Annotated in this window: 19 protein-coding genes; 9 read left to right on the top strand and 10 right to left on the bottom strand. The window is 70.3% G+C overall.

The window, feature by feature from the left end:
• Positions 1 to 22 precede the first annotated feature (22 nt).
• Positions 23 to 571: a PH domain-containing protein gene (locus ABZ953_RS20650; RefSeq protein WP_361725712.1), complete on the top strand. Its 549-nt coding sequence runs from the start codon at positions 23 to 25 to the stop codon at positions 569 to 571.
• A complete protein-coding gene (locus ABZ953_RS20645; protein ID WP_361725709.1) occupies positions 568 to 1,911 on the top strand; it encodes a PH domain-containing protein in 1,344 nt (447 codons plus the stop codon). The genes ABZ953_RS20650 and ABZ953_RS20645 overlap by 4 nt, the downstream gene beginning before the upstream one ends.
• 83 nt (positions 1,912 to 1,994) lie before the next feature.
• Here the strand turns inward: ABZ953_RS20645 and ABZ953_RS20640 are convergent, their stop codons facing one another.
• The 4 genes from ABZ953_RS20640 to ABZ953_RS20625 form a co-directional block, all read right to left on the bottom strand.
• Positions 1,995 to 3,119 (bottom strand): hypothetical protein, encoded by a 1,125-nt coding sequence (locus ABZ953_RS20640; RefSeq protein WP_361725706.1) that lies wholly within the window; start codon positions 3,117 to 3,119, stop codon positions 1,995 to 1,997.
• Between the two features lie 174 nt (positions 3,120 to 3,293).
• The gene (locus ABZ953_RS20635; RefSeq protein ID WP_361725703.1) at positions 3,294 to 4,265 is read right to left on the bottom strand and encodes an ABC transporter substrate-binding protein; all 972 of its coding nucleotides are present in this window, start codon (positions 4,263 to 4,265) and stop codon (positions 3,294 to 3,296) included.
• 91 nt (positions 4,266 to 4,356) lie between these two features.
• Positions 4,357 to 5,019 carry an ABC transporter permease gene (locus tag ABZ953_RS20630; protein WP_361725700.1) on the bottom strand — a complete coding sequence of 221 codons (663 nt, stop codon included), beginning with the start codon at positions 5,017 to 5,019 and terminating at the stop codon, positions 4,357 to 4,359.
• Positions 5,016 to 5,744: an ABC transporter permease gene (locus tag ABZ953_RS20625; RefSeq protein WP_361725697.1), complete on the bottom strand. Its 729-nt coding sequence runs from the start codon at positions 5,742 to 5,744 to the stop codon at positions 5,016 to 5,018. Before ABZ953_RS20625 ends, ABZ953_RS20630 begins: the two co-directional genes overlap by 4 nt.
• Before the next feature lie 158 nt (positions 5,745 to 5,902).
• On the opposite strand from ABZ953_RS20625, the gene ABZ953_RS20620 reads away from it, so the two are divergent.
• Positions 5,903 to 7,060, top strand: coding sequence for a betaine/proline/choline family ABC transporter ATP-binding protein (locus ABZ953_RS20620; protein ID WP_361725694.1), 1,158 nt, complete (start codon positions 5,903 to 5,905; stop codon positions 7,058 to 7,060).
• Between the two features lie 68 nt (positions 7,061 to 7,128).
• On the opposite strand, the gene ABZ953_RS20615 is transcribed toward ABZ953_RS20620, so the two are convergent.
• A complete protein-coding gene (locus tag ABZ953_RS20615; protein ID WP_361725691.1) occupies positions 7,129 to 8,247 on the bottom strand; it encodes an alpha/beta hydrolase-fold protein in 1,119 nt (372 codons plus the stop codon).
• A gap of 250 nt (positions 8,248 to 8,497) precedes the next feature.
• Between ABZ953_RS20615 and ABZ953_RS20610 the strand changes: the two genes are divergently transcribed.
• The 6 genes from ABZ953_RS20610 (at position 8,498) to ABZ953_RS20585 (ending at position 13,499) form a co-directional block, all read left to right on the top strand.
• Positions 8,498 to 10,318, top strand: a complete 1,821-nt coding sequence (locus ABZ953_RS20610; RefSeq protein ID WP_361725688.1) for a phosphatidylglycerol lysyltransferase domain-containing protein — start codon at positions 8,498 to 8,500, stop codon at positions 10,316 to 10,318.
• A 30-nt stretch (positions 10,319 to 10,348) separates the two neighbouring features.
• Positions 10,349 to 11,221: a dihydropteroate synthase gene (gene folP, locus ABZ953_RS20605; protein ID WP_361725685.1), complete on the top strand. Its 873-nt coding sequence runs from the start codon at positions 10,349 to 10,351 to the stop codon at positions 11,219 to 11,221.
• Positions 11,218 to 11,775 carry a nuclear transport factor 2 family protein gene (locus ABZ953_RS20600; protein ID WP_361725682.1) on the top strand — a complete coding sequence of 186 codons (558 nt, stop codon included), beginning with the start codon at positions 11,218 to 11,220 and terminating at the stop codon, positions 11,773 to 11,775. The genes folP and ABZ953_RS20600 overlap by 4 nt, the downstream gene beginning before the upstream one ends.
• 223 nt (positions 11,776 to 11,998) lie before the next feature.
• The gene (gene folB / locus ABZ953_RS20595; RefSeq protein WP_055565731.1) at positions 11,999 to 12,358 is read left to right on the top strand and encodes a dihydroneopterin aldolase; all 360 of its coding nucleotides are present in this window, start codon (positions 11,999 to 12,001) and stop codon (positions 12,356 to 12,358) included.
• Complete coding sequence (folK, locus tag ABZ953_RS20590; protein ID WP_361725679.1) at positions 12,355 to 12,966, top strand: 2-amino-4-hydroxy-6-hydroxymethyldihydropteridine diphosphokinase; 612 nt, start codon at positions 12,355 to 12,357, stop codon at positions 12,964 to 12,966. The genes folB and folK overlap by 4 nt, the downstream gene beginning before the upstream one ends.
• A 47-nt stretch (positions 12,967 to 13,013) precedes the next feature.
• The gene (locus ABZ953_RS20585; protein WP_361725677.1) at positions 13,014 to 13,499 is read left to right on the top strand and encodes a DUF3180 domain-containing protein; all 486 of its coding nucleotides are present in this window, start codon (positions 13,014 to 13,016) and stop codon (positions 13,497 to 13,499) included.
• A 59-nt stretch (positions 13,500 to 13,558) separates the two neighbouring features.
• On the opposite strand, the gene ABZ953_RS20580 is transcribed toward ABZ953_RS20585, so the two are convergent.
• The 5 genes from ABZ953_RS20580 to tilS all read right to left on the bottom strand — a co-directional run bounded on the left by ABZ953_RS20580 (position 13,559) and on the right by tilS (position 19,311).
• Positions 13,559 to 14,563, bottom strand: a complete 1,005-nt coding sequence (locus tag ABZ953_RS20580; protein ID WP_361725674.1) for an aldo/keto reductase — start codon at positions 14,561 to 14,563, stop codon at positions 13,559 to 13,561.
• A gap of 116 nt (positions 14,564 to 14,679) precedes the next feature.
• Positions 14,680 to 15,285 (bottom strand): GTP cyclohydrolase I FolE, encoded by a 606-nt coding sequence (gene folE / locus ABZ953_RS20575; protein WP_361725671.1) that lies wholly within the window; start codon positions 15,283 to 15,285, stop codon positions 14,680 to 14,682.
• A 143-nt stretch (positions 15,286 to 15,428) separates the two neighbouring features.
• A complete protein-coding gene (gene ftsH, locus ABZ953_RS20570; RefSeq protein ID WP_361725668.1) occupies positions 15,429 to 17,450 on the bottom strand; it encodes an ATP-dependent zinc metalloprotease FtsH in 2,022 nt (673 codons plus the stop codon).
• Positions 17,451 to 17,646: 196 nt separating this feature from the next.
• Positions 17,647 to 18,207, bottom strand: coding sequence for a hypoxanthine phosphoribosyltransferase (gene hpt, locus ABZ953_RS20565; RefSeq protein WP_055549829.1), 561 nt, complete (start codon positions 18,205 to 18,207; stop codon positions 17,647 to 17,649).
• Positions 18,208 to 18,261: 54 nt separating this feature from the next.
• On the bottom strand, positions 18,262 to 19,311 hold the full coding sequence (gene tilS, locus ABZ953_RS20560) for a tRNA lysidine(34) synthetase TilS (RefSeq protein ID WP_361725665.1): 1,050 nt from the start codon (positions 19,309 to 19,311) through the stop codon (positions 18,262 to 18,264).
• Between the last annotated feature and the right edge of the window lie 222 nt (positions 19,312 to 19,533).

Below are 19,533 nucleotides of genomic sequence, written 5' to 3'. Positions count from 1 at the left end.
AGGCGCTACGTACGCTTGAGGCATGGACACGGGGACAGCGGGGGCAGCGGGGGCCGCAGGACCGGCACGGGAGCGGACCGAGCCGGAGCGGACCGAGCCGGAGCGGACCGAGCCGGAATGGGCCGGGCTGCCGCGAGGACTGCTGAGGCTGCGGCGGCTCCTCCTGGTGGTCTGGCTGGTGCCGCTCGCGGCGGCCGTCGGCGTGCCGCTCGGCCTGTTCGCGGGGCCCGCCTGGGCCGCTTTCGCACTGCTGCCGCTCGCCGTCGTGGCCTGGGGCTGGCCGGTCCTCGGGCGGAACTGGCGCTCGTGGCGGTACGCGGAGCGCGCCGACGACCTGCTCATCAGCCGGGGCGTGCTCTGGCGCGAGGAGACCGTCGTGCCGTACGGCCGCATGCAGCTCGTCGAGGTGACATCGGGGCCCGTGGAGCGGCGCTTCGGCCTCGCGAGCGTCCAGCTGCACACCGCGGCGGCAGCCACCGACGCGCGCATCCCCGGACTGCTCCCCGAGGAGGCCGAGCGGCTGCGCGACCGCCTGACCGAGCTCGGCGAGGCCCGATCGGCGGGGCTGTGAGCGACGTACGGGAAGCCCGTGACGAAGACCGCCCGGTGACGGACGGCGCGTCGCCCGAGCGGCGGCTGCACCCCGTCACACCGCTGCGCCGCGCGTGGGCGCCCTTCGCGATCCTGGTGGGCTGGGCGGTCCACGACCCGAACGGCACCCAGCAGCGCCTCTCCGAACTGACCGCCACCACCCTGCTCCTGGCCAGCGCCGCCATCGTCATCGGCGGCGCCGTGTACGGCTTCCTGAGCTGGTGGTTCACGCACTTCTCGGTCACCGACACCGAACTGCGCATCCGCACCGGCCTGTTCTTCCGGCGCACCGCCCACATCCGGCTCGACCGGCTCCAGGCCGTCGACGTGACGCGCCCGCTGCTCGCCCGTATCGCGGGCGTCGCCAAGCTCAAGCTGGACGTCGTCGGCGCGGAGAAGAAGGACGAGCTGGCCTTCCTCGGCGAACGGGAAGCGGCCGGACTGCGTGCCGAACTCCTCGCGCGGGCGGCCGGTTTCGCCCCCGAGGAGGCGCGTGAGGTGGGCGAGGCGCCCGTGCGGGACCTGCTGCGCGTCCAGCCGGGCATGCTCGCCGTCTCGCTGCTGCTGACCGGCGGGCCCTGGGCGCTGCTCCTGGCGGCGGCCGTGGTGCCCACGTTCCTCTGGCTCGCCACGCACAACGCCTGGACCGTCCTCGCGACCGCTCTGCCCATGATCGGCGGCGCGTTCGCGAGCAGCGGCGGCCGTTTCATCAAGGAGTACGACTGGACGGTGGGTGAGTCCCCGGACGGCATCCGCATCGACCACGGACTGCTCGACAAGGCCCACGAGACAGTGCCGCCGGGCCGCGTGCAGACCGTGCACATCGTGCAGCCGCTGCTGTGGCGGCGGCGCGGCTGGGTGCGGGTCGAGCTGGACGTGGCGGGCTCGGCCAACGGCGTCCTGGTGCCGGTCGCGCCGCGGGAACACGCGGAGGCGGTGATCGGCCGGGTCCTGCCGGGCGTACGGGTGCCGGTGGCGGCCGACCTCGACCCGCCGCCCGCGCGCGCGGCGTGGTGCGTGCCGTTCTGGTGGAAGGGGTACGGCCTGGCGGTCACCGGCGAGGTCTTCGCGGCCCGCCACGGCCTGCTCAAGCGCCGCCTGTCGCTCGTGCCGCACGCCAAGGTGCAGAGCGTGCGGCTCTCCCAGGGGCCGTGGGAGCGGTACAAGGGCGTGGCCGACGTACGGGTGGACACGGGCGCCAACAAGACCGTGACGGCCCGACTGCGTCCCGCGGCCGAGGCGGCCGGCCTTCTCCAGGCCCAGGCCGACCGGTCCCGGACGGGCCGCAGGACGGCGCGTCCGGATCGCTGGATGGCCTGATCCCTGGATGGCCTGACGGGGGAGCTACGGAGGTGGAGCTACGGAGGTGGAGCTACGGAGGTGGAGCTACGGAGGTGGAGCGCTCACGCCCGCAGGGCCGTCCTCAGCTCCGCCACGTCGATCTGTTCCGTCTCGTCGTGGGCCGTCAGGTCGATGACCTGGCCGACACCCCGCGCCGCGTCGGCCTCGGGCGCGTTCTTGAACTCACCCTCGGCCTCCGCCTTGTGGACCGCGAGGGCCTCCTCGCCCACCACGTCGGCGAGGTCCTCGTTCTGCACGGACTCCAGCGCGGCAGGCGCCACGTTCTTCGTGCCGAAGAAGTCGAACCCGCCCTGGGGTGCCGGGCGCCGCGCCTGCACGGGCGGCGCGACGGCGACCGCGCGCTCGTGCCCGCCGTATCCATCGGCCGCCCCGGGCTTCCCCCGCGAATCGTCCTCCGCTGTCGGGGCCATGCGGTCGAGCGCCGCGTTGGCCCGCAGGAAGAGTGCGGGGGTGGGGCTCGCACCAGGCCTGGCGGCAGCCCTGGCCGCCTCGCCACTCGAACCGGAACCAACACCAGCACCAGCACCAGCACCAGCACCAGCACCAGCACCAGTCTCCGTGCGGGGTGAACCCTCCGTACGGGGTGAAGCCTCCGTACGAGCCTTCGGCACCGGCGCCCCGGCCCGCACCGCGGGCACCAAGTCCTCCGCGCCGGAACCGGTACCGGTACCGCCGCCCGCTCCCGCCGCCGGAAGCGCGGGCGCCGGGGACGCCGCCTCGATGGCGAGCAGCCGCCGCCCCTCAAGGGCGCTGGCCCGCTCCGTCTCGGCGGTGGCGTACCGCCGCAGGAGCGCCGCGTGCTCGTTGCGCAGTGCCGCGAGCTCGGCACGCTTGGCGCGCAGCTTCGTCTCCAGCTTGCCCCGCAGTTCGCGGGACTCCTCGAGGTCGCCCTCGGCCTCGGCTATCCGTTCCTCGTAGCGCCACTCGTCGCTCGCGCGGGCCCGGCCGAGTTCGGCGACGCGTTTGCCGGCCGCCTGGTCCCAGCGGCGCATGACGACCGAGCCGACGACGGCGGCGGCCGCCGCGGCCGCGACGAGTCCGCGGAGCACGATCGGTTCCGCGAACATCCAGGCGCTGCCGGCGCTGAGAACCGAGACGCCTGCGACCGTCGAGGGAGGAAGCAGCCTGTGCAGGGGTGGGGAATGGCGATGACGTCCACGTGGCATGGCCAGAAACTTACCGCGCGTAGGCGAAGTCTGGTGCCCCGCCCGGCAAAAAGCAGGCATCACGACCAGAACTCGCCACAACTCCCCACCCCTTCATCGCCCCTCATCCGCTCTGCTTCAGCGCTCAACTTCCGCTTCGGCCGCGGAACTTCCCGGTCCTTTTCTTGATCAACTTCAGATCAGGCCCTTCGACTTCAGATACTCGTGCGCGACATCCGCTTCCTTCTGCCGCTCCTCGTCGACCTTCCGGTTGAGTTCCATGAGGTCTTCCGTGGTGAGCGTCTTGGTCAGCTTCCCGAGCGCGGCGGCTATCTCCTTGCCCCCGGCCTCCTTCGCGTTCACCACCGGAACGATGTTGTCCGAGTTCTGCAGCTTCTTGTCGTCCTCCAGGATCACGAGGTCGTAGTTCTTCAGCGTCGCGTCGGTCGTCGTGGTCAGCAGCATCTGGTCCGTGCCGTTCTTGACGGCCTGCTTGGACTGCGTGTTGCCGACGCCCTTGGGGTCGATTCCGGTGACGTCGATGCCGTACTTCGACTTCAGGCCCGGCGCGCAGAAGGGTCGGGTCTCGCATTCGTCGCCCGCAGCGATCTTGACCTTCTCGCCCGACTTGCCGAGGTCCGAGAGCGTCTTGAGCTTGTGCTTCTCGGCGTATTCCTTGGAGACCGCGAACGCGTTCTGGTCGACCGCCTCGCCGGCCGGGAGCACCTTCAGGCCCTGCGGCTCCGCGAGCTTCTCCAGAGCGCTCATCGTGGCGTCCAGATCGCTGGAGGCGACGAGCTTCGCCTTCGGGCCGTTCTTCTCCAGGTTGAGGAATTCCGCGAGCGTCGCCGCGTATTCGGGCGCGACGTCGATCGAGCCCTTCTTCAGTTCGGGCTTGTAGATCTCGCGGTTCTGCACGGTCTTGACCTGCGCGTCATAACCGGCATCCTCCAGAACCCCCACATAGAGCTCGGCGAGCACCTTCTGCTCGGTGAAGCGCGCGGAGCCCACCACGAGCGAGCCCTTGCTGCCGTCGCCCGCCTTGTCCGCCCCGTCGCCCTTCGACTCCAGGTCGTCCCCGCCGCACGCGGCGAGACCAGCGGTCAGCGCCACGACGGCCGCGGCCGCCCCTGCCATCCGTCGCGCACGACGCGTGTTGCTGTTCATCGGTGAACCACCATTTCGAAAGGAAGAAAGAATCAGAACCGAATCAGAACTGGCGGTATGGGACCGTCAGCGCCGCATCTGTACGGGACCGTCAGCGCCGCATCGGGTCGAAGAGGCGTCCGGCGACCACCAGAACCCCCTCCACGAGCAGCGCGAGCAGCGCCACCAGGACGGCGCCCGCCACCACTTGCGGCGTGTTCTGCAGGTTGAACCCGGCCGTGATGATGCGGCCGAGGCCCCCCTCGCCCGCCATCGCGGCGAGCGTGGCCGTCGCGACGACCTGGACACCGGCCGACCGGACGCCGGTCATGATCAGCGGGTACGCGAGCGGCAGCTCGACCCGCGCGAAGAGCTGGCCGCCGCTCATCCCCATCCCGCGCGCGGCCTCCACCACCGACCGGTCCACCTCGCGCATCCCCAGATACGCGTTGGTCAGCAGCGGCGGGACGGCGAAGAGCACCAGCGCGATCAGGGTCGGCGCGTCGCCGTGCTCACCGAGCGGGGTGAGCGTGAGCAGGATCAGCAGGGCCAGGGTGGGCACCGCACGTCCGACGTTGGAGATGTTGACCGCGAGGGCGCCGCCCTTGCCGATGTGACCCAGGTACAGCGCGAGGGGCAGCGCGATGACGCAGGCGACGGCGAGGCAGACACCGCTGAAGTACAGGTGCTCGGCGAGGCGGTGCCACACCCCCTTCTCGCCCTGCCAGTTGGCGCCGGTGGTCAGCCAGTCGTACGCCCCGGATATCGCGTTCATACAGGCTCAGCCACCTTGGCCGGGGACGCCTTCCGCGCGGCGCGGCTCGTCCGTATTCGATGGGCTCGCGTCCATGGCGTCAGCCACCGCTGGAGCCCGAGCAGCAGCAGGTCGGCGGCGACGGCGAGGAGCACGCAGAGCACCGACGCCGTGAGCACCTGGGCCTTGAAGGTCGTGTCGAGGCCGTCGAGGATGAGGGTGCCGAGGCCGCCGTAGTCCACGATGGCGCCGACCGTCGTCAGCGCGACCGTGGAGACCGTGGTGATGCGGACGCCGGCGAGCAGGGCGGGCAGCGCGAGCGGCAGCTCCACCTCCCACAGCAGCCTCGCCGGGCCGTACCCCATCCCCCGGGCGGCGTCCCGCGCCTCCTCCGGGACGGCCTGGAGGCCGGCCAGGATGTTCCGCACGAGGACCGTGAGGCTGTACAGCACGAGGCCCGTGACGACCAGGGAGGCCGAGAGCCCGAAGAGGGGCAGAAGCAGGGAGAACATCGCCAGCGAGGGGATGGAATAGAGGACGGTCGTCACGCCGAGGATCGGGCCCGCGAGGAAACGCCAGCGCCGCGCGAGCAGCGCGAGCGGCAGGGCCACCGCGACTCCGATCGCCACGGAGACGACCGTGATCCCCACGTGCTGCAGGGTCGCATCGATCAACTCCTGGCTGCGGGTGCGGAGATATTCTCCGCAGATCCAGTCGTTCGTCACCAGACAGTTCTGCTCGGCCACGCGCCCCACCTCCCCCGAATCCCCGGACGTATGCCGTACACACGTCCCCCCGTGTCTGGCGACCCTAACGCGCGGCACTGACAATCGCAGAGACTCGTTGTACGGCCGCAACACTGCCTTTACGCAAAGCCCGCCACCGCCCTCCACAATGGGGAACCATGATCCGGTTCGAGCACGTCACCAAGCGCTACGCGGACGGCACCACGGCCGTCGACGATCTGTCCTTCGAGGTCGCCGAGGGTGAACTGGTCACGCTCGTCGGCCCGTCGGGCTGCGGCAAGACGACGACGATGAAAATGGTGAACCGGCTCATCGAACCGAGCGCGGGCCGGATATTCGTCGACGGCGACGACATATCCGGAATCGATCCGGTCCAACTGCGGCGCCGTATCGGCTATGTGATCCAGCAGGTCGGCCTCTTCCCGCACAAAACGGTGCTGGAGAACACGGCGACCGTCCCGCATCTCCTCGGCGTCAAGCGCGGCAAGGCCCGCGAGCGCGCGGCCGAACTCCTCGACCTGGTCGGCCTCGACCCCGCCGTCTTCGGCGACCGCTATCCCGAGCAGCTCTCCGGAGGGCAGCGCCAACGCGTCGGCGTGGCCCGTGCCCTGGCGGCCGACCCGCCGGTGCTCCTGATGGACGAGCCCTTCGGAGCGGTCGACCCGGTGGTGCGCGAGCACCTGCAGAACGAGTTCCTCCGCCTCCAGCAGGCGGTGCGCAAGACCGTGCTCTTCGTCACGCACGACATCGAGGAGGCGGTCCGTCTCGGCGACCGGATCGCCGTCTACGGAGAGGGCCGCGTCGAGCAGTTCGACACCCCCTCGACGGTCCTCGGCGCCCCCGCGAACGACTACGTGGCCGACTTCGTCGGCGCGGACCGGGGCCTGAAGCGGCTCTCCGTGACACCGATCGAGGAGGGCGACCTGGAGCAGCCCCCCGTGGTGCACCTCGACGACCCGCTGCCCAAGGAGCTCGACGCCCGCTGGGCCGTCGTTCTGGACGGCGAGAACAACCTGCACGGCTGGATCTCCGCCGAGCACGCGCGCGTGGGCAGCGGCACGGTCCGCGCGCACGCCCGCCGCATGGAGGCGTGGCTGCCGGTGGGCGCGAGCCTGAAGCAGGCGTTCGCGACGATGCTGCAGCACGACGCGGGGTGGATCGCGGTCATCGACAAGGACAGCGAGGGCCGGTTCCTCGGCGTGCTCACCCCGGCCCGGCTGCACGAGGCGCTGCGCCGCTCCACGGCGGCGGAGGCGCGCGCCATCGCCCGCGCGGAGGTCGAGCTTGAGTCGGTGACGGCGATCGGCACGGACTGAGCCGTCAGTACAGAGCTGTCTCAGTCGGTCAGTACGGAGCCGTCTCAGTCGGTCAGTACAGAGCCGTCTCAGTCGTCGCTGAGGCGTCCGCTCATCCACTGCAGGGCGGCGGGGATCTCCCTGCGCCAGGTGTTGAAGTTGTGCCCGCCGCTCTCCAGCGTGATCGACGAGACGCGCGTGGGCGGCTTCACCTTGTTGATGAACTTCTGGGTGTCGCCGTAGTTGTCCTCGCCCTTCTTGCTGCTGGTCACCAGCAGGGACGTCTTGGGCGCCGGCTTGTGGCCGAGGTACCAGAGCAGGTCGGCGCGGTGCTGCAGCTCCTTGTCGCCATGGAAGAGATCGCCGGTGGTGACGTCGAGGGGCGCCTTGTAGTAGGCGGACAGGCCCGCGCCCGCGGCGTACGCCTCGGGGTGGTGCACGGCGAGCTTCAGGGCGCAGTAGCCGCCCGTGGAGTCGCCGATGGCGCCCCAGTTCTCGGGCTTGACGCCCACCCTGTAGTGATCCGCCATCGCTCCGGGCAGGTCCTTGGCGAAGAACGTCTCGGTCTGCGGGCCACCGGGGACGTCCACGCACTCGGTGTCGCGCGGCGGCGCTACCGTGGGCCGCATCATGACCAGGATCATCGGCTGCATCTTGCCGTCGGCGGCCTGCTTGTGGGCGGTCTGCGGGTAGTGGAGCCCTTTGATGAGCGCCTCCGCGGTGCCCGGGTAGCCGGTGAGCACCACGGCCGCGGGGAACTTCCGGTTCTTGTACTGCGGCTGGAAGTACTCGGGCGGCAGGTAGACGTACGCGGGGCTGGCGATGTTGGACTTCTTGCCGCCGATCTGGACCTTCTGGATCTGGCCCCCGGCGGCGGGCCGGCTGCCTCCCGGCACGTTCACGGTCTGGGTGTCGACGACCTTGACGGGACCGGCTCCTTTGGCCGGATCGTGGTCGACCACCACTCCGGGGGCCGTCTCCTGGCCGAAGAGGTCGGCCCACGTGGCGTAGAAGCCGAAGGCCTGGTTGGCCGACAGGCCCACCGAGGCGAAGATCGCGACCTGGGTGGCGATGAGCAGCCCGACGCGGCCGGTGATCGCCTTCCAGCTGCGGCGGGCGAGCCGCGGCCAGAGCCAGATCGTGCCGACGAAGAGCAGCACCGCCAGCAAGACCGCAAGGGCGAGGACCTTGTTGCTCGTGAGACCCATGGGGTGTTCCTGCCTGCGCTTTCTACCTGTGCCGCGCATGTGCCGCGGCTTGACCGGATCCGGCCCGGACCTTGCCGGCGCTTACCGGGGTCCTTGCCAGAGCTTTTCCAGCGGTTTCCGGTCGGGAATGAACCCGTGTCCCAGAAGGACCGTCCTAGAGAACGCAATGTTGCCGGATGCCGTTCTGGCGCCGGAATCAAGGTCTCTCGCAGAACTACGGGATGCGATGTCTGTCAGGATAGATGGGGAAATGTCGGGCGGGGTTCCGGACAGTGAGGACCGCCACCGCAGCGGTCGGCTGCGCCGGATACTGCGCGGCCCACGGCCCGAGGCGGTGCCGACCCTCGTCGCCAGAGCATGCACGCTCGTCGGCCTGCTCAACGTCGCGGCAGGTGTCTTCCCCCGCTTCCGGCACAGCCGCATGCACGCCATCGCCGAGGTGCTGCCCGGCGCGCTCGGCCCGTTCGCCGCCGCGATGGCGCTCAGCTCCGGCGTCCTGCTGCTCCTGCTCGCGCACGGCCTGCGGCGCCACAAGCGCCGGGCCTGGCGGGCCGCCGTGGTGCTGCTGCCCGTGGGCGCCGTGGCGCAGTTCGGGTACCGCCACTCGATCATCGGCGTGGTGATCTCGCTCGCGCTTCTCGCGCTCCTGTTGCGCCATCGGAGTGAGTTCACGGCACTGCCCGATCCGCGCAGCCGCTGGCGGGCGCTTGCCAACTTCGTCCTCCTCGGAGCGGGTTCCATCGCTCTGGGCCTGGTGATCGTCAGCGTCCACCCCGGGAAGGTCATCGGGGACCCGAGCATCACGGAGCGCCTGGAGCACGTCCTCTACGGCCTCTTCGGCTTCGAAGGGCCCGTCGATTACTACGGACGCACATCCTGGACGGTCGGTTTCTCCCTCGGCGCCCTCGGCATGCTGACCGCCCTCACCACCATCTACCTGGCCTTCCGCCCCGAGCACCCGGCCGCGCGCCTCACCGAGGACGACGAGTCGAAGCTGCGCGTGCTGCTCGACAAGCACGGCGGCCGCGACTCGCTCGGCCACTTCGCGCTCCGCCGCGACAAGGGCGTCGTCTTCTCCCCCAGCGGCAAGGCCGCCGTCACCTACCGCGTCGTCTCCGGAGTGATGCTCGCCAGCGGCGACCCGATCGGGGACGTCGAGGCCTGGCCCGGCGCGATCGAGCGCTTCATGGACGAGGCGAAGGCCCACTCCTGGACGCCCGCCGTCATGGGCTGCTCCGAGACGGGCGGCGAGGTCTGGACCCGCGAGACCGGCCTCGACGCCCTGGAACTGGGCGACGAGGCGGTGGTGGACGTCGGGGATTTCTCCCTTTCCGGGCGTGCGATGCGCAACGTGCGTCAGATGGTCAAGCGGATCGAGCGCAATGGCTACGAGACGCGCGTACGGCGCATCCGTGACCTCGGCGAGAACGAGCTCGCCAGGATCCAGCGCGCCGCCGACGACTGGCGCGGCACCGACACCGAGCGGGGCTTCTCCATGGCGCTCGGCCGCATCGGCGACCCGGACGACGGCGACTGTCTGATCGCCACCGCGCACAAGGCGGACGAGGAGCCCGGTTCCTACGGCGACCTGAAGGCCGTCCTCCACTTCGTTCCGTGGGGCAAGGACGGGGTCTCCCTCGACCTCATGCGCCGCGACCGCTCGGCCGACCCCGGCATGAACGAGCTGCTCATCGTCGCGGCCCTGCAGGCCGCCCCGAAACTCGGCATCGCTCGAGTCTCGCTCAACTTCGCGATGTTCCGCGCGGCCCTCGCCCGCGGCGAGAAGATCGGCGCGGGCCCCGTCCTGCGCGCCTGGCGCGGCCTGCTGGTCTTCCTCTCCCGCTGGTTCCAGATCGAGTCCCTGTACAAGTTCAACGCGAAGTTCCGCCCCCGCTGGGAGCCCCGCTTCGTCGTCTACCGCTCCAGCAAGGACCTGCCCCGCATCGGCTTCGCCGCCATGCAGGCCGAGGGCTTCGTGACCCTCGCCCTCCCCCGGCTGCTGCGCAGGGGCACCGCGCAGCGCCGCCCCTGCCCGCACCAGGCGGCGGAACGTGAGGTCCAGGCGGCATAGCACCTGTCCTCGCGGGCCTACGCTGGAGGCATGAGTACGTTGCGCGGGCGGGGATCGGTCCAGGGGCTGCCGGAGTGGGACCGCTGTGCGGTCATGGGCGTGGTGAACGTGACGCCGGACTCGTTCTCCGACGGCGGCCGCTGGTTCGACACGACGGCCGCCGTCAAGCGCGGCATCGACCTGGTCGCGCAGGGCGCCGACCTCGTCGACGTCGGCGGCGAGTCCACCCGCCCCGGCGCCCCCCGTGTGGACGAGGACGAGGAGCTCAAGCGCGTCGTCCCCGTGGTGCGCGGCCTCGCCTCCGAGGGCGCCACGGTCTCCGTGGACACCATGCGCGCCACCGTCGCCGAGCAGGCACTGGCCGCCGGCGCCGTCCTCGTGAACGACGTGAGCGGCGGCCTCGCCGACCCCCGCATGGTCCCGGCGGTCGCCGCCGCGGACGCCCCCTTCGTCGTCATGCACTGGCGCGGCTTCCTCACCGACATACATGCCAGGCCGCAGTACGAAGACGTGGTCTCCGAAGTCGTCGCCGAGCTGCACGCACGCGTGGCGGCCGCCATCGAGGGCGGCATCGCCCCCGAGCGCATCGTCATCGACCCGGGCCTCGGCTTCTCCAAGGACGCCGAGCACGACCTGGCCCTCCTCGGCCGCCTGGACCGGCTCGCCGAGCTCGGCCACCCGATCCTCGTCGCCGCCTCCCGCAAACGGTTCCTCGGCCGCGTCCTCGCCGGCCCCGAGGGCGCCCCGCCGCCCGCCCGCGAGCGCGACGCCGCCACCGCCGCGGTCTCCGCCATCGCCGCCCACCAGGGCGCCTGGGCGGTCCGCGTGCACGAGGTGCGGGCCACGGCCGACGCGGTCCGGGTCGCCCGTGCCGTGACGGGCGCGGCGGGCGGCCACCGGTGACCGCGGCGCGGACCGACATCGAGCAGGTCGAGCTCGCGAACACCGCCTTCTACGAAGCGCTGGAACGCGGCGACTTCGACGCGGTGTCCGACCTGTGGCTGGACTCCGACACGGACACCGACGGGACGGTCACCACGACCGAGACCGAGGCCGACAACGTCCTCGACGGCACCGCCGAGGACGGCGAGGCCGAGGCGACCGCCGGGGACACCGTCTCCTGCGTCCACCCCGGCTGGCCCGTCCTCAGGGGCCGCGGCGAGGTCCTCAGGTCGTACGCGCTGATCATGGCGAACACGGAGTACATCCAGTTCTTCCTCACCGACCTGAAGGTCGGCGTGACCGGCGACACCGCCCTGGTGACGTGCACCGAGAACATCCTCAGCGGTGGCCCGCCCCCGGAGGGCGGCGGCGAACTCGGCCCGCTCGTGGGCCAGCTCGTGGTCGCCACCAATGTGTTCCGGCGCACACCCGACGGCTGGAAACTGTGGTCGCACCACGCGTCACCCGTGCTGGCCGAAACTGACGACGAAGAGGACGACGAGACCCCCTCCTGAGTGGGTAGACGCAGGGAGTGACTGGGGTCACAGGCCGTCGAGCTTGGGCGGCCACCAGCCACGAGCCGTGGCCGGAACGCGGCTCGACCGGCCTGTACCGCGGCGGTCCGCGGGCCCCGCGGGCGAGCACTGTCGGTGCTCGCAGGTAGATTCGATCGAGGCTGGTGTGCCGACCGCACTCGGTACAGGCCTGCCGATACCGACGATTTCAGGAGTGATTCGCGTGGATCGTGTCGCGCTGCGCGGCCTCAAGGCCCGCGGGCACCACGGTGTCTATCCGCGGGAGCGCGAAGAGGGCCAGACCTTCATCGTGGACCTGGTACTTGGTCTGGACACGCGCGCGGCCGCGGCCGACGACGACCTGGCGAAGACCGTGCACTACGGAATCGTGGCCGAGGAGGTCGTCGCCGTCGTCGAGGGCGAACCCGTCGACCTCATCGAGACGCTCGCCGAGCGCATCGCCCAGGCGTGTCTCAAGCACGACGGAGTCCTGGAGGTCGAGGTGTGCGTGCACAAGCCGGACGCCCCGATCACCGTGCCGTTCGACGACGTGACCGTCACCATCACCCGGAGCCGAGTATGACTGCGCCCTTCAAAGCGGGTCAGAGCGACCCCACCGTCCAGCCGGTGCCCACCTCCGTCGTCGAACAGGTGGACGCCGCCGACACCACCCTCTCCAACCCCAAGCGCGCCGTGATCTCCCTCGGCAGCAATCTCGGCAACCGCCTGGAGACGCTGCAGGGCGCCATCGACGCCCTGGAGGACACCCCCGGCCTGCGGGTCAAGGCGGTCTCTCCGGTGTACGAGACCGAGCCGTGGGGCGTCGAGCCCGGCAGCCAGCCCTCGTACTTCAACGCGGTCGTCGTGGTGAAGACGACCCTGCCGCCCGCCTCGCTCCTGGAGCGCGCGCAGGCCGTCGAGGAGGCCTTCAACCGGGTACGCGACGAGCGCTGGGGTCCGCGCACGATCGACGTGGACATCGTGGCGTACGCCGACGTCGTCTCCGACGACCCGGTGCTCACGCTGCCCCACCCGCGCGCGCACGAGCGTGCCTTCGTCCTCGCCCCCTGGCACGACGTCGAGCCCGAGGCCCAGCTGTCCGGCCGCGGCCCGGTGGCGGAGCTTCTGGAGAAGATCACCCGCGAAGGCGTCGCGCCCCGCGCCGACCTGGAACTCCGACTGCCGGAGTAGTCGTTGGAGTAGGCGGTCGAGGTAAGCAAGCCGATGAAGGGTCACCCGTGAAGCAACTGCGCATCAGGACGCTGGCCGGCCTTTTCCTCGCGGCCGGAGTGCTGTCCTGGTCGGGCGCCCGGCTGTGGGATTCCGTCGGCACGCTGCCGCGCGTTCCGCTGGCCGCGCCCATCGTGCTCGCGGTCATCGCCGTCGTCCTCCTCGCGACGGCGCTCTCGCTCCGCTCGCGGCTGCGCGCCCAGCGTGAGCGCCGCCCGGGTGCGAAGGGCGTCGAGCCGATGATGGCCGCCCGCGCCGTCGTCTTCGGCCAGGCCAGCGCCCTGGTGGCGGCGCTCGTCACCGGGATGTACGGGGGCACGGGTGCGTTCCTGCTCGAGTTCCTCGACATCCCGGCCCGCCGCGACCAGGCGGTGTATGCCGGGCTCTCGGTCCTGATGGGCATCGCGGTGATAGTGGTCGCCTTCTTCATGGAGCGGGTCTGCAAGCTCCCCGAGGACGACGAAGAGGACGGCGGGACGGCCGCGGCGGCGTAACCACGCCCCCAGGACCGTCCTGGCCGCCTCTGCCGGGCCGGAGAGGCCCTCAGCAGCCGCTAGAGCAGCGTCCCACCCTCGACCTGCGTCTCGCCCAGGATCCGGTCCAGGCGCGCCAGTACGTCCGCGTCCAGCCGTACGTGCGCCGCCGCGAGGTTCTCCTCGATGTGCTTCGGCGTACGGCTGCCGGGGATCGGCACGACGTTCGGGTCCTGGTGGAGCAGCCAGGCGAGCGCCAGCTGCGCCGGGGTGATCTCCAGCTCCTCCGCGATGCCCCGCACGGGCGCGAAGCGGTCGTTGTTCGCCTTCAGGTTCGCCGCGTCGAAGCGCGGCGCGTTCTGCCGGAAGTCGCCCTCCTCGACCTGTCCGACGGTGCCGGTCAGGAACCCGGCGCCGAGCGGCGACCACGGCACGAGGCCGACTCCCAGCTCACGAGCCGCCGCGAGCATGTCCGGGTCGGCGGGCCGCCACATCGACCACTCGATCTGCACGGCCGCCACGGGGTGCACGGCGTGCGCGGTCCGCAACTGGTCCGCGGTCACGTTGGACAGCCCCAGGTGCCGCACGAGGCCCGCCCGGACCAGCTCGGCGACCGCGCCGACCGTCTCCTCCAGGGGTACCTGCGGGTCCGGGAAGTGCGGGTAGTACAGGTCGATGTAGTCCGTCTCCAGGCCGCGCAGGCTCGCCTCGGCGTAGCCGCGTACGTGCTTGGGGTCGCCGTTGACCGCCAGCTCCCCGAAGGCGTAACCGATGGGGAAGGGGTGCGGCTCCACGCCCTCGGGCAGTCGGAAACCGAACTTGGTGGCTATCGCGACCTGGTCACGGCGCCCTCTGAGGGCCTTGCCGATGAGGCGTTCGTTGTGGCCGTCGACGCCGTACCCGTCGGAGGTGTCGATGATTCTCGCGCCCGCGTCGACCGCGGCGAGGATCGCACGCTCGCCGCGCTCGTCGTCGACCTCTCCGTAGACCCCCGGCGAGAGCACCATGGCTCCGTAGCCGAGGGCCGAGACCTCCAGGCCACCGAGGGAGCGGGTGGGAAGTGACTGCGTGCCTGCATTTGTCATGCACGCAGTCTGTCGACCGCCCCCGCTACCGTCCAATACTCGCCACCATAACTCCCGGTTATGGGGGGCGAGTTGAGGGGTCGGCCGGGGCGGGATCAGTCCACGTGGACCCGGGCTCAGCGGGCTATGATCAGGCTCATCGCCTCATTGCGCGTCGCGGGATCGCGCAGCTGTCCGCGCACCGCGGAGGTGATCGTCTTGGCGCCGGGCTTGCGCACCCCGCGCATCGTCATGCACATGTGCTCGCACTCGACGACCACGATCACACCGCGCGGCTCCAGTATCTCCATCAGGGAGTCGGCGATCTGCGTGGTCAGCCGCTCCTGCACCTGCGGCCTGCGCGCGTACACGTCCACGAGCCTGGCCAGCTTCGACAGGCCCGTAATCTTGCCGTCGGAGGACGGGATGTACCCGACGTGGGCGACCCCGACGAACGGCACCAGATGGTGCTCGCAGGAGCTCATGACCTCGATGTCCTTCACCAGGACCATCTCGTCGTGCCCGAGGTCGAACGTCGTCGTCAGGACGTCCTCCGGCCGCTGCCACAGCCCCGCGAATATCTCCCTGTACGCACGCGCCACGCGCCCCGGAGTCTCCCGCAGGCCCTCGCGGTCCGGGTCCTCCCCCACGGCGATCAGCAACTCACGCACGGCGTTCTCAGCCCGCTTCTCGTCGAACTCACCGATCGAGCCCTCGCCGTCGAGCGTCACGGGGTCGGTCATCTGTGCCTCGTTCCTGTGCGTGCCCGCGCCTGCCTGCGCGGGTGTGAAGCGTGCCTACGGCGGGCGTACAAAACAAGCCGCGCCCCCCAGGCTAGAACCAGGGGGGCGCGGCATCCATTCCGGGCCTGCTGAGGCAGGCGGGATCAGCTCTCGGGGCGGTCCTCGGGGGCCACCTCGATGGGCTGCTCCGTACCCGCGGTGACCGCGGGGGTGGCGCCGTTCGCACCGTTCGTCAGCGACAGCTCCTTGGGAGAGAGCACCGGCGGGCGGGTCGAGGGCGTGCGCCGAGAGGAACCGGTCCACGCCGGACGGGCCGGGCGCTTGACGATGCCCGCGAAGACCTCGGCGATCTGCTCCTTGTTCAGGGTCTCCTTCTCAAGGAGCTGGAGAACCAGGTTGTCGAGGACGTCGCGGTTCTCGACGAGGATCTCCCACGCTTCGTTGTGCGCGGTCTCGATGAGCTTCTTGACCTCTTCGTCGACCAGCGCCGCGACCTCTTCCGAGTAGTCGCGCTGGTGGCCCATCTCGCGGCCCAGGAAGGGTTCGGAGTTGTCACCACCGAACTTGATCGCGCCGAGCCGCTCGGTCATGCCGTACTGCGTGACCATCGCGCGGGCCGTACTCGTGGCCTTCTCGATGTCGTTCGCCGCACCCGTCGTCGGGTCGTGGAAGACGAGCTCCTCGGCCGCGCGCCCGCCCAGCATGTACGCGAGCTGGTCGAGCATTTCGTTGCGCGTGGTCGAGTACTTGTCCTCTTCGGGCAGGACCATGGTGTAACCCAGGGCCCGGCCGCGGGACAGAATCGTGATCTTGTGGACCGGGTCCGAGTTCGGAGAGGCCGCCGCGACCAGGGCGTGTCCGCCCTCGTGGTACGCGGTGATCTTCTTCTCCTTGTCGGACATGATCCGGGTCCGCTTCTGCGGGCCCGCCACGACACGGTCGATCGCCTCGTCGAGCGAGTGGTTGTCGATCAGCTTCTTGTCGCTGCGCGCCGTCAGGAGCGCCGCTTCGTTCAGCACGTTCGACAGGTCGGCGCCGGTGAAACCCGGCGTACGACGGGCCACCGCGCTGAGGTCGACGTCCGGGGCGACCGGCTTGCCCTTCTGGTGAACCTTGAGGATCTCCAGACGGCCCTGCATGTCCGGGCGGTCGACGGCGATCTGCCGGTCGAAACGGCCGGGGCGCAGCAGCGCCGGGTCGAGGATGTCGGGCCGGTTCGTGGCGGCGATCAGGATGACGCCGCCCTTCACGTCGAAGCCGTCCATCTCGACGAGCAGCTGGTTCAGCGTCTGCTCGCGCTCGTCGTGGCCACCGCCGAGACCGGCACCACGGTGGCGGCCCACCGCGTCGATCTCGTCGACGAAGACGATCGCCGGGGCGTTCGCCTTGGCCTGCTCGAAGAGGTCACGCACACGGGAGGCACCGACACCGACGAACATCTCGACGAAGTCGGAACCGGAGATCGAGTAGAACGGAACCCCGGCCTCACCGGCGACGGCGCGCGCGAGGAGCGTCTTACCGGTACCGGGCGGGCCGTAGAGGAGCACACCCTTGGGGATCTTGGCGCCGACGGCCTGGAACTTCGCCGGCTCCTGCAGGAACTCCTTGATCTCGTGGAGCTCCTCGACCGCCTCGTCGGACCCCGCCACATCGGAGAAGGTCGTCTTCGGGGTGTCCTTGGTGATGAGCTTCGCCTTGGACTTCCCGAAGTTCATGACCCGGGAGCCGCCGCCCTGCATCTGATTCATCAGGAACAGGAAGACGACGACGATCAGGACGAAGGGGAGCAGGGAGAGCAGGATGCCGACGAACGGGTTCTGCTTCGACGGCGAGACGGTATAACCGTCCGGGATGTCCTTGGTCTTGTACTTGGACTGGAGGGTCTTGGCGAGGTCGACGCCCTGGTCGCCGATGTAGCTCGCCTGGATCTTGCTGCTGCCCTCGACCTTCTGGCCGTCCTTGAGTTCGGCCTTGACGATCTGCTCGTCACCAGTGGTGATCTTGGCTGACTCGACCTTGTTGTCGTTGATCGCCTGGACGACCTGGCCGGTGTCCACCGTCTTGTAGCCGCCGGACGAGCCGACGACCTGCATCAACACGACCACGGCAAGGACGGCCAGCACGATCCACATGACTGGCCCACGGAAGTATCGCTTCACGTCCATCCATACGGAGCGATGACGCCCCGTCCCTCCTGCCATAGTGAGTTTGATAAAGACTGTTCTTCGGACGGTACCCCAGCATTGTGACCCGAAGATGCCTGGGACTGCTGGCAATACCGCCTTCGCATGCTTCAACGGCGGGAAACGGGTGAGGGTTCCCCGGCGCCGTACGCGGCGTACCGCGCGGTGCTACGGAACGTCAGCCGCCGTAGACGTGCGGCGCGAGCGTTCCGACGAACGGGAGGTTGCGGTACTTCTCGGCGAAGTCGAGGCCATAGCCCACGACGAACTCGTTCGGGATGTCGAATCCGATCCACTTCACGTCGATCGCGACCTTCGCCGCCTCGGGCTTGCGCAGCAGCGTGCACACCTCGAGGGAGGCGGGCTCGCGCGAGCCGAGGTTCGAGAGCAGCCAGGACAGCGTCAGGCCGGAGTCGATGATGTCCTCGACGATCAGGACGTGCTTGCCCTTGATGTCGGTGTCCAGGTCCTTGAGGATCCGCACGACGCCGGACGACTGGGTGCCCGCGCCGTACGACGACACGGCCATCCAGTCCATCGTGACGGGGGTGGACAGCGCCCGCGCCAGGTCCGCCATGACCATCACCGCGCCCTTGAGGACGCCGACGATCAGCAGATCCTTGCCCGCGTACTCCGCGTCGACCTTCGCTGCCAGCTCGGCCAGCTTCGCGTCGATCTCTTCCTTGGTGATGAGCACCGACTGAAGGTCGGTGCCCATGTCTTTCGCGTCCACCCGCATCACTTTCGGTCGTCCCACCGGCCGCCAGGGCCCCCAACGAACACGGGGCTCTCGTCAGCCTTGCCGGATCACCAGTCTGCCACCCTGCCGCTGAGCCATGACTTTGCCCGGGAGGTTGATGGCTCCCTGGCCGCGCCAGCCGGTGATCAGACGGTCCACTTCTTCGATGTGCCGGGCGAACAGCGCGCCGGCGGGCGCGCCCGCGTCGATGGCGGCCCGGCGCACGATGCGGCGCCGCACGGCGGGCGGCAGCGCATAGAGCTTGGCGCACTCCAGGAGGCCCGTCGCGTCGCGCACGGTCGTCTCGGCCTGGACCGCCCACGAGTCGAGGGCGTCGGCGTCGTCCCTGGACAGCTGGGCCGTGCGGGCGAGCGCCTCGACGACGCCCTTGCCGAGCGCCTTCTCCAGGGCGGGCAGGCCCTCGTGGCGCAGCCGGGAACGGGTGTACGCCGGGTCGGCGTTGTGCGGGTCGTCCCAGACGGGCAGCGACTGGACCATGCACGCCTTGCGGGCGGTCTGCCGGTCGGTCTGCAGGAAGGGGCGGCGGTAACGTCCCGCGATCCCCGAGGTCTCGGCCATCCCGGACAGGGAGCGAATCCCGGAGCCGCGGGCGAGGCCGAGCAGCACGGTCTCCGCCTGGTCGTCGCGGGTGTGGCCGAGCAGCACGGCGGCTGCTGAATGCCGTTCGGCGGCGGCGTCCAGGGCTGCGTAGCGAGCGTCGCGGGCGGCGGCCTCGGGGCCTCCGGCACGGCCGACGTGCACCGTGCAGGACTCGACCGGGGTGAGGCCGAGCGCGGTCAGGCGCACCACGACCTCGGCGGCGCGCAGATCGGACCCGGGCTGTAGGCCGTGGTCCACCGTGACACCGCCGGCGCGGATGCCGAGCTTGGGGGCTTCGAAGGCGAGCGCGGAGGCGAGCGCCATGGAGTCGGCGCCGCCGGAGCATGCGACGAGCACGAGCGGCGCCGGGGCCTGCTCGTGCGGAGGATGGGGCGGGTCGTGGGGCGGGGCGTTCTCGGAGCTGCGCTGTACGTCGGTCAGTACGTCGTGGAGTACGCGGCGGACCGCCAGGCGTATCGCCGCGACCGCAGGATGGGGACCCATGTCCGGTTCCCTTCATGAAGTTCGGGGGTGAGCCTCGGACCAGTCACTCAGGACCCACTCGGGGCATCCGGACCCGCTGGGGTCCTTCTTTCCCTTAAGTTCGGTCACTCAGAGTGTGTCGATGGTGACAGAGCCGAGCCGTTCCCCGAGCATTGCACGCCTACCCATCGCCTACGGTCCCTCGGACGGGTGATTGCGGGGGCGTTCTCCTGCCATCGGCCG

Source organism: Streptomyces sp. NPDC046465, from assembly GCF_040646035.1.
Lineage (GTDB): Bacteria > Actinomycetota > Actinomycetes > Streptomycetales > Streptomycetaceae > Streptomyces.
The sequence above is the reverse complement of the archived record's forward strand: the minus strand, read 5'-3'. Positions and strand labels throughout refer to the sequence as shown.

What these genes read in the sequence shown, in the direction of transcription:
- hpt (WP_055549829.1), bottom strand. Translation starts at nt 18,207, where the DNA reads ATGCGGGTGGACGCGAAAGACATGGGCACCGACCTTCAGTCGGTGCTC.
- folK (WP_361725679.1), top strand. Translation starts at nt 12,355, where the DNA reads ATGACTGCGCCCTTCAAAGCGGGTCAGAGCGACCCCACCGTCCAGCCG.
- ABZ953_RS20610 (WP_361725688.1), top strand. Translation starts at nt 8,498, where the DNA reads ATGTCGGGCGGGGTTCCGGACAGTGAGGACCGCCACCGCAGCGGTCGG.
- ftsH (WP_361725668.1), bottom strand. Translation starts at nt 17,450, where the DNA reads ATGGACGTGAAGCGATACTTCCGTGGGCCAGTCATGTGGATCGTGCTG.
- ABZ953_RS20640 (WP_361725706.1), bottom strand. Translation starts at nt 3,119, where the DNA reads ATGCCACGTGGACGTCATCGCCATTCCCCACCCCTGCACAGGCTGCTT.
- ABZ953_RS20630 (WP_361725700.1), bottom strand. Translation starts at nt 5,019, where the DNA reads ATGAACGCGATATCCGGGGCGTACGACTGGCTGACCACCGGCGCCAAC.
- ABZ953_RS20635 (WP_361725703.1), bottom strand. Translation starts at nt 4,265, where the DNA reads ATGAACAGCAACACGCGTCGTGCGCGACGGATGGCAGGGGCGGCCGCG.
- ABZ953_RS20615 (WP_361725691.1), bottom strand. Translation starts at nt 8,247, where the DNA reads ATGGGTCTCACGAGCAACAAGGTCCTCGCCCTTGCGGTCTTGCTGGCG.
- folE (WP_361725671.1), bottom strand. Translation starts at nt 15,285, where the DNA reads ATGACCGACCCCGTGACGCTCGACGGCGAGGGCTCGATCGGTGAGTTC.
- tilS (WP_361725665.1), bottom strand. Translation starts at nt 19,311, where the DNA reads ATGGGTCCCCATCCTGCGGTCGCGGCGATACGCCTGGCGGTCCGCCGC.
- folP (WP_361725685.1), top strand. Translation starts at nt 10,349, where the DNA reads ATGAGTACGTTGCGCGGGCGGGGATCGGTCCAGGGGCTGCCGGAGTGG.
- ABZ953_RS20620 (WP_361725694.1), top strand. Translation starts at nt 5,903, where the DNA reads ATGATCCGGTTCGAGCACGTCACCAAGCGCTACGCGGACGGCACCACG.
- ABZ953_RS20580 (WP_361725674.1), bottom strand. Translation starts at nt 14,563, where the DNA reads ATGACAAATGCAGGCACGCAGTCACTTCCCACCCGCTCCCTCGGTGGC.
- ABZ953_RS20650 (WP_361725712.1), top strand. Translation starts at nt 23, where the DNA reads ATGGACACGGGGACAGCGGGGGCAGCGGGGGCCGCAGGACCGGCACGG.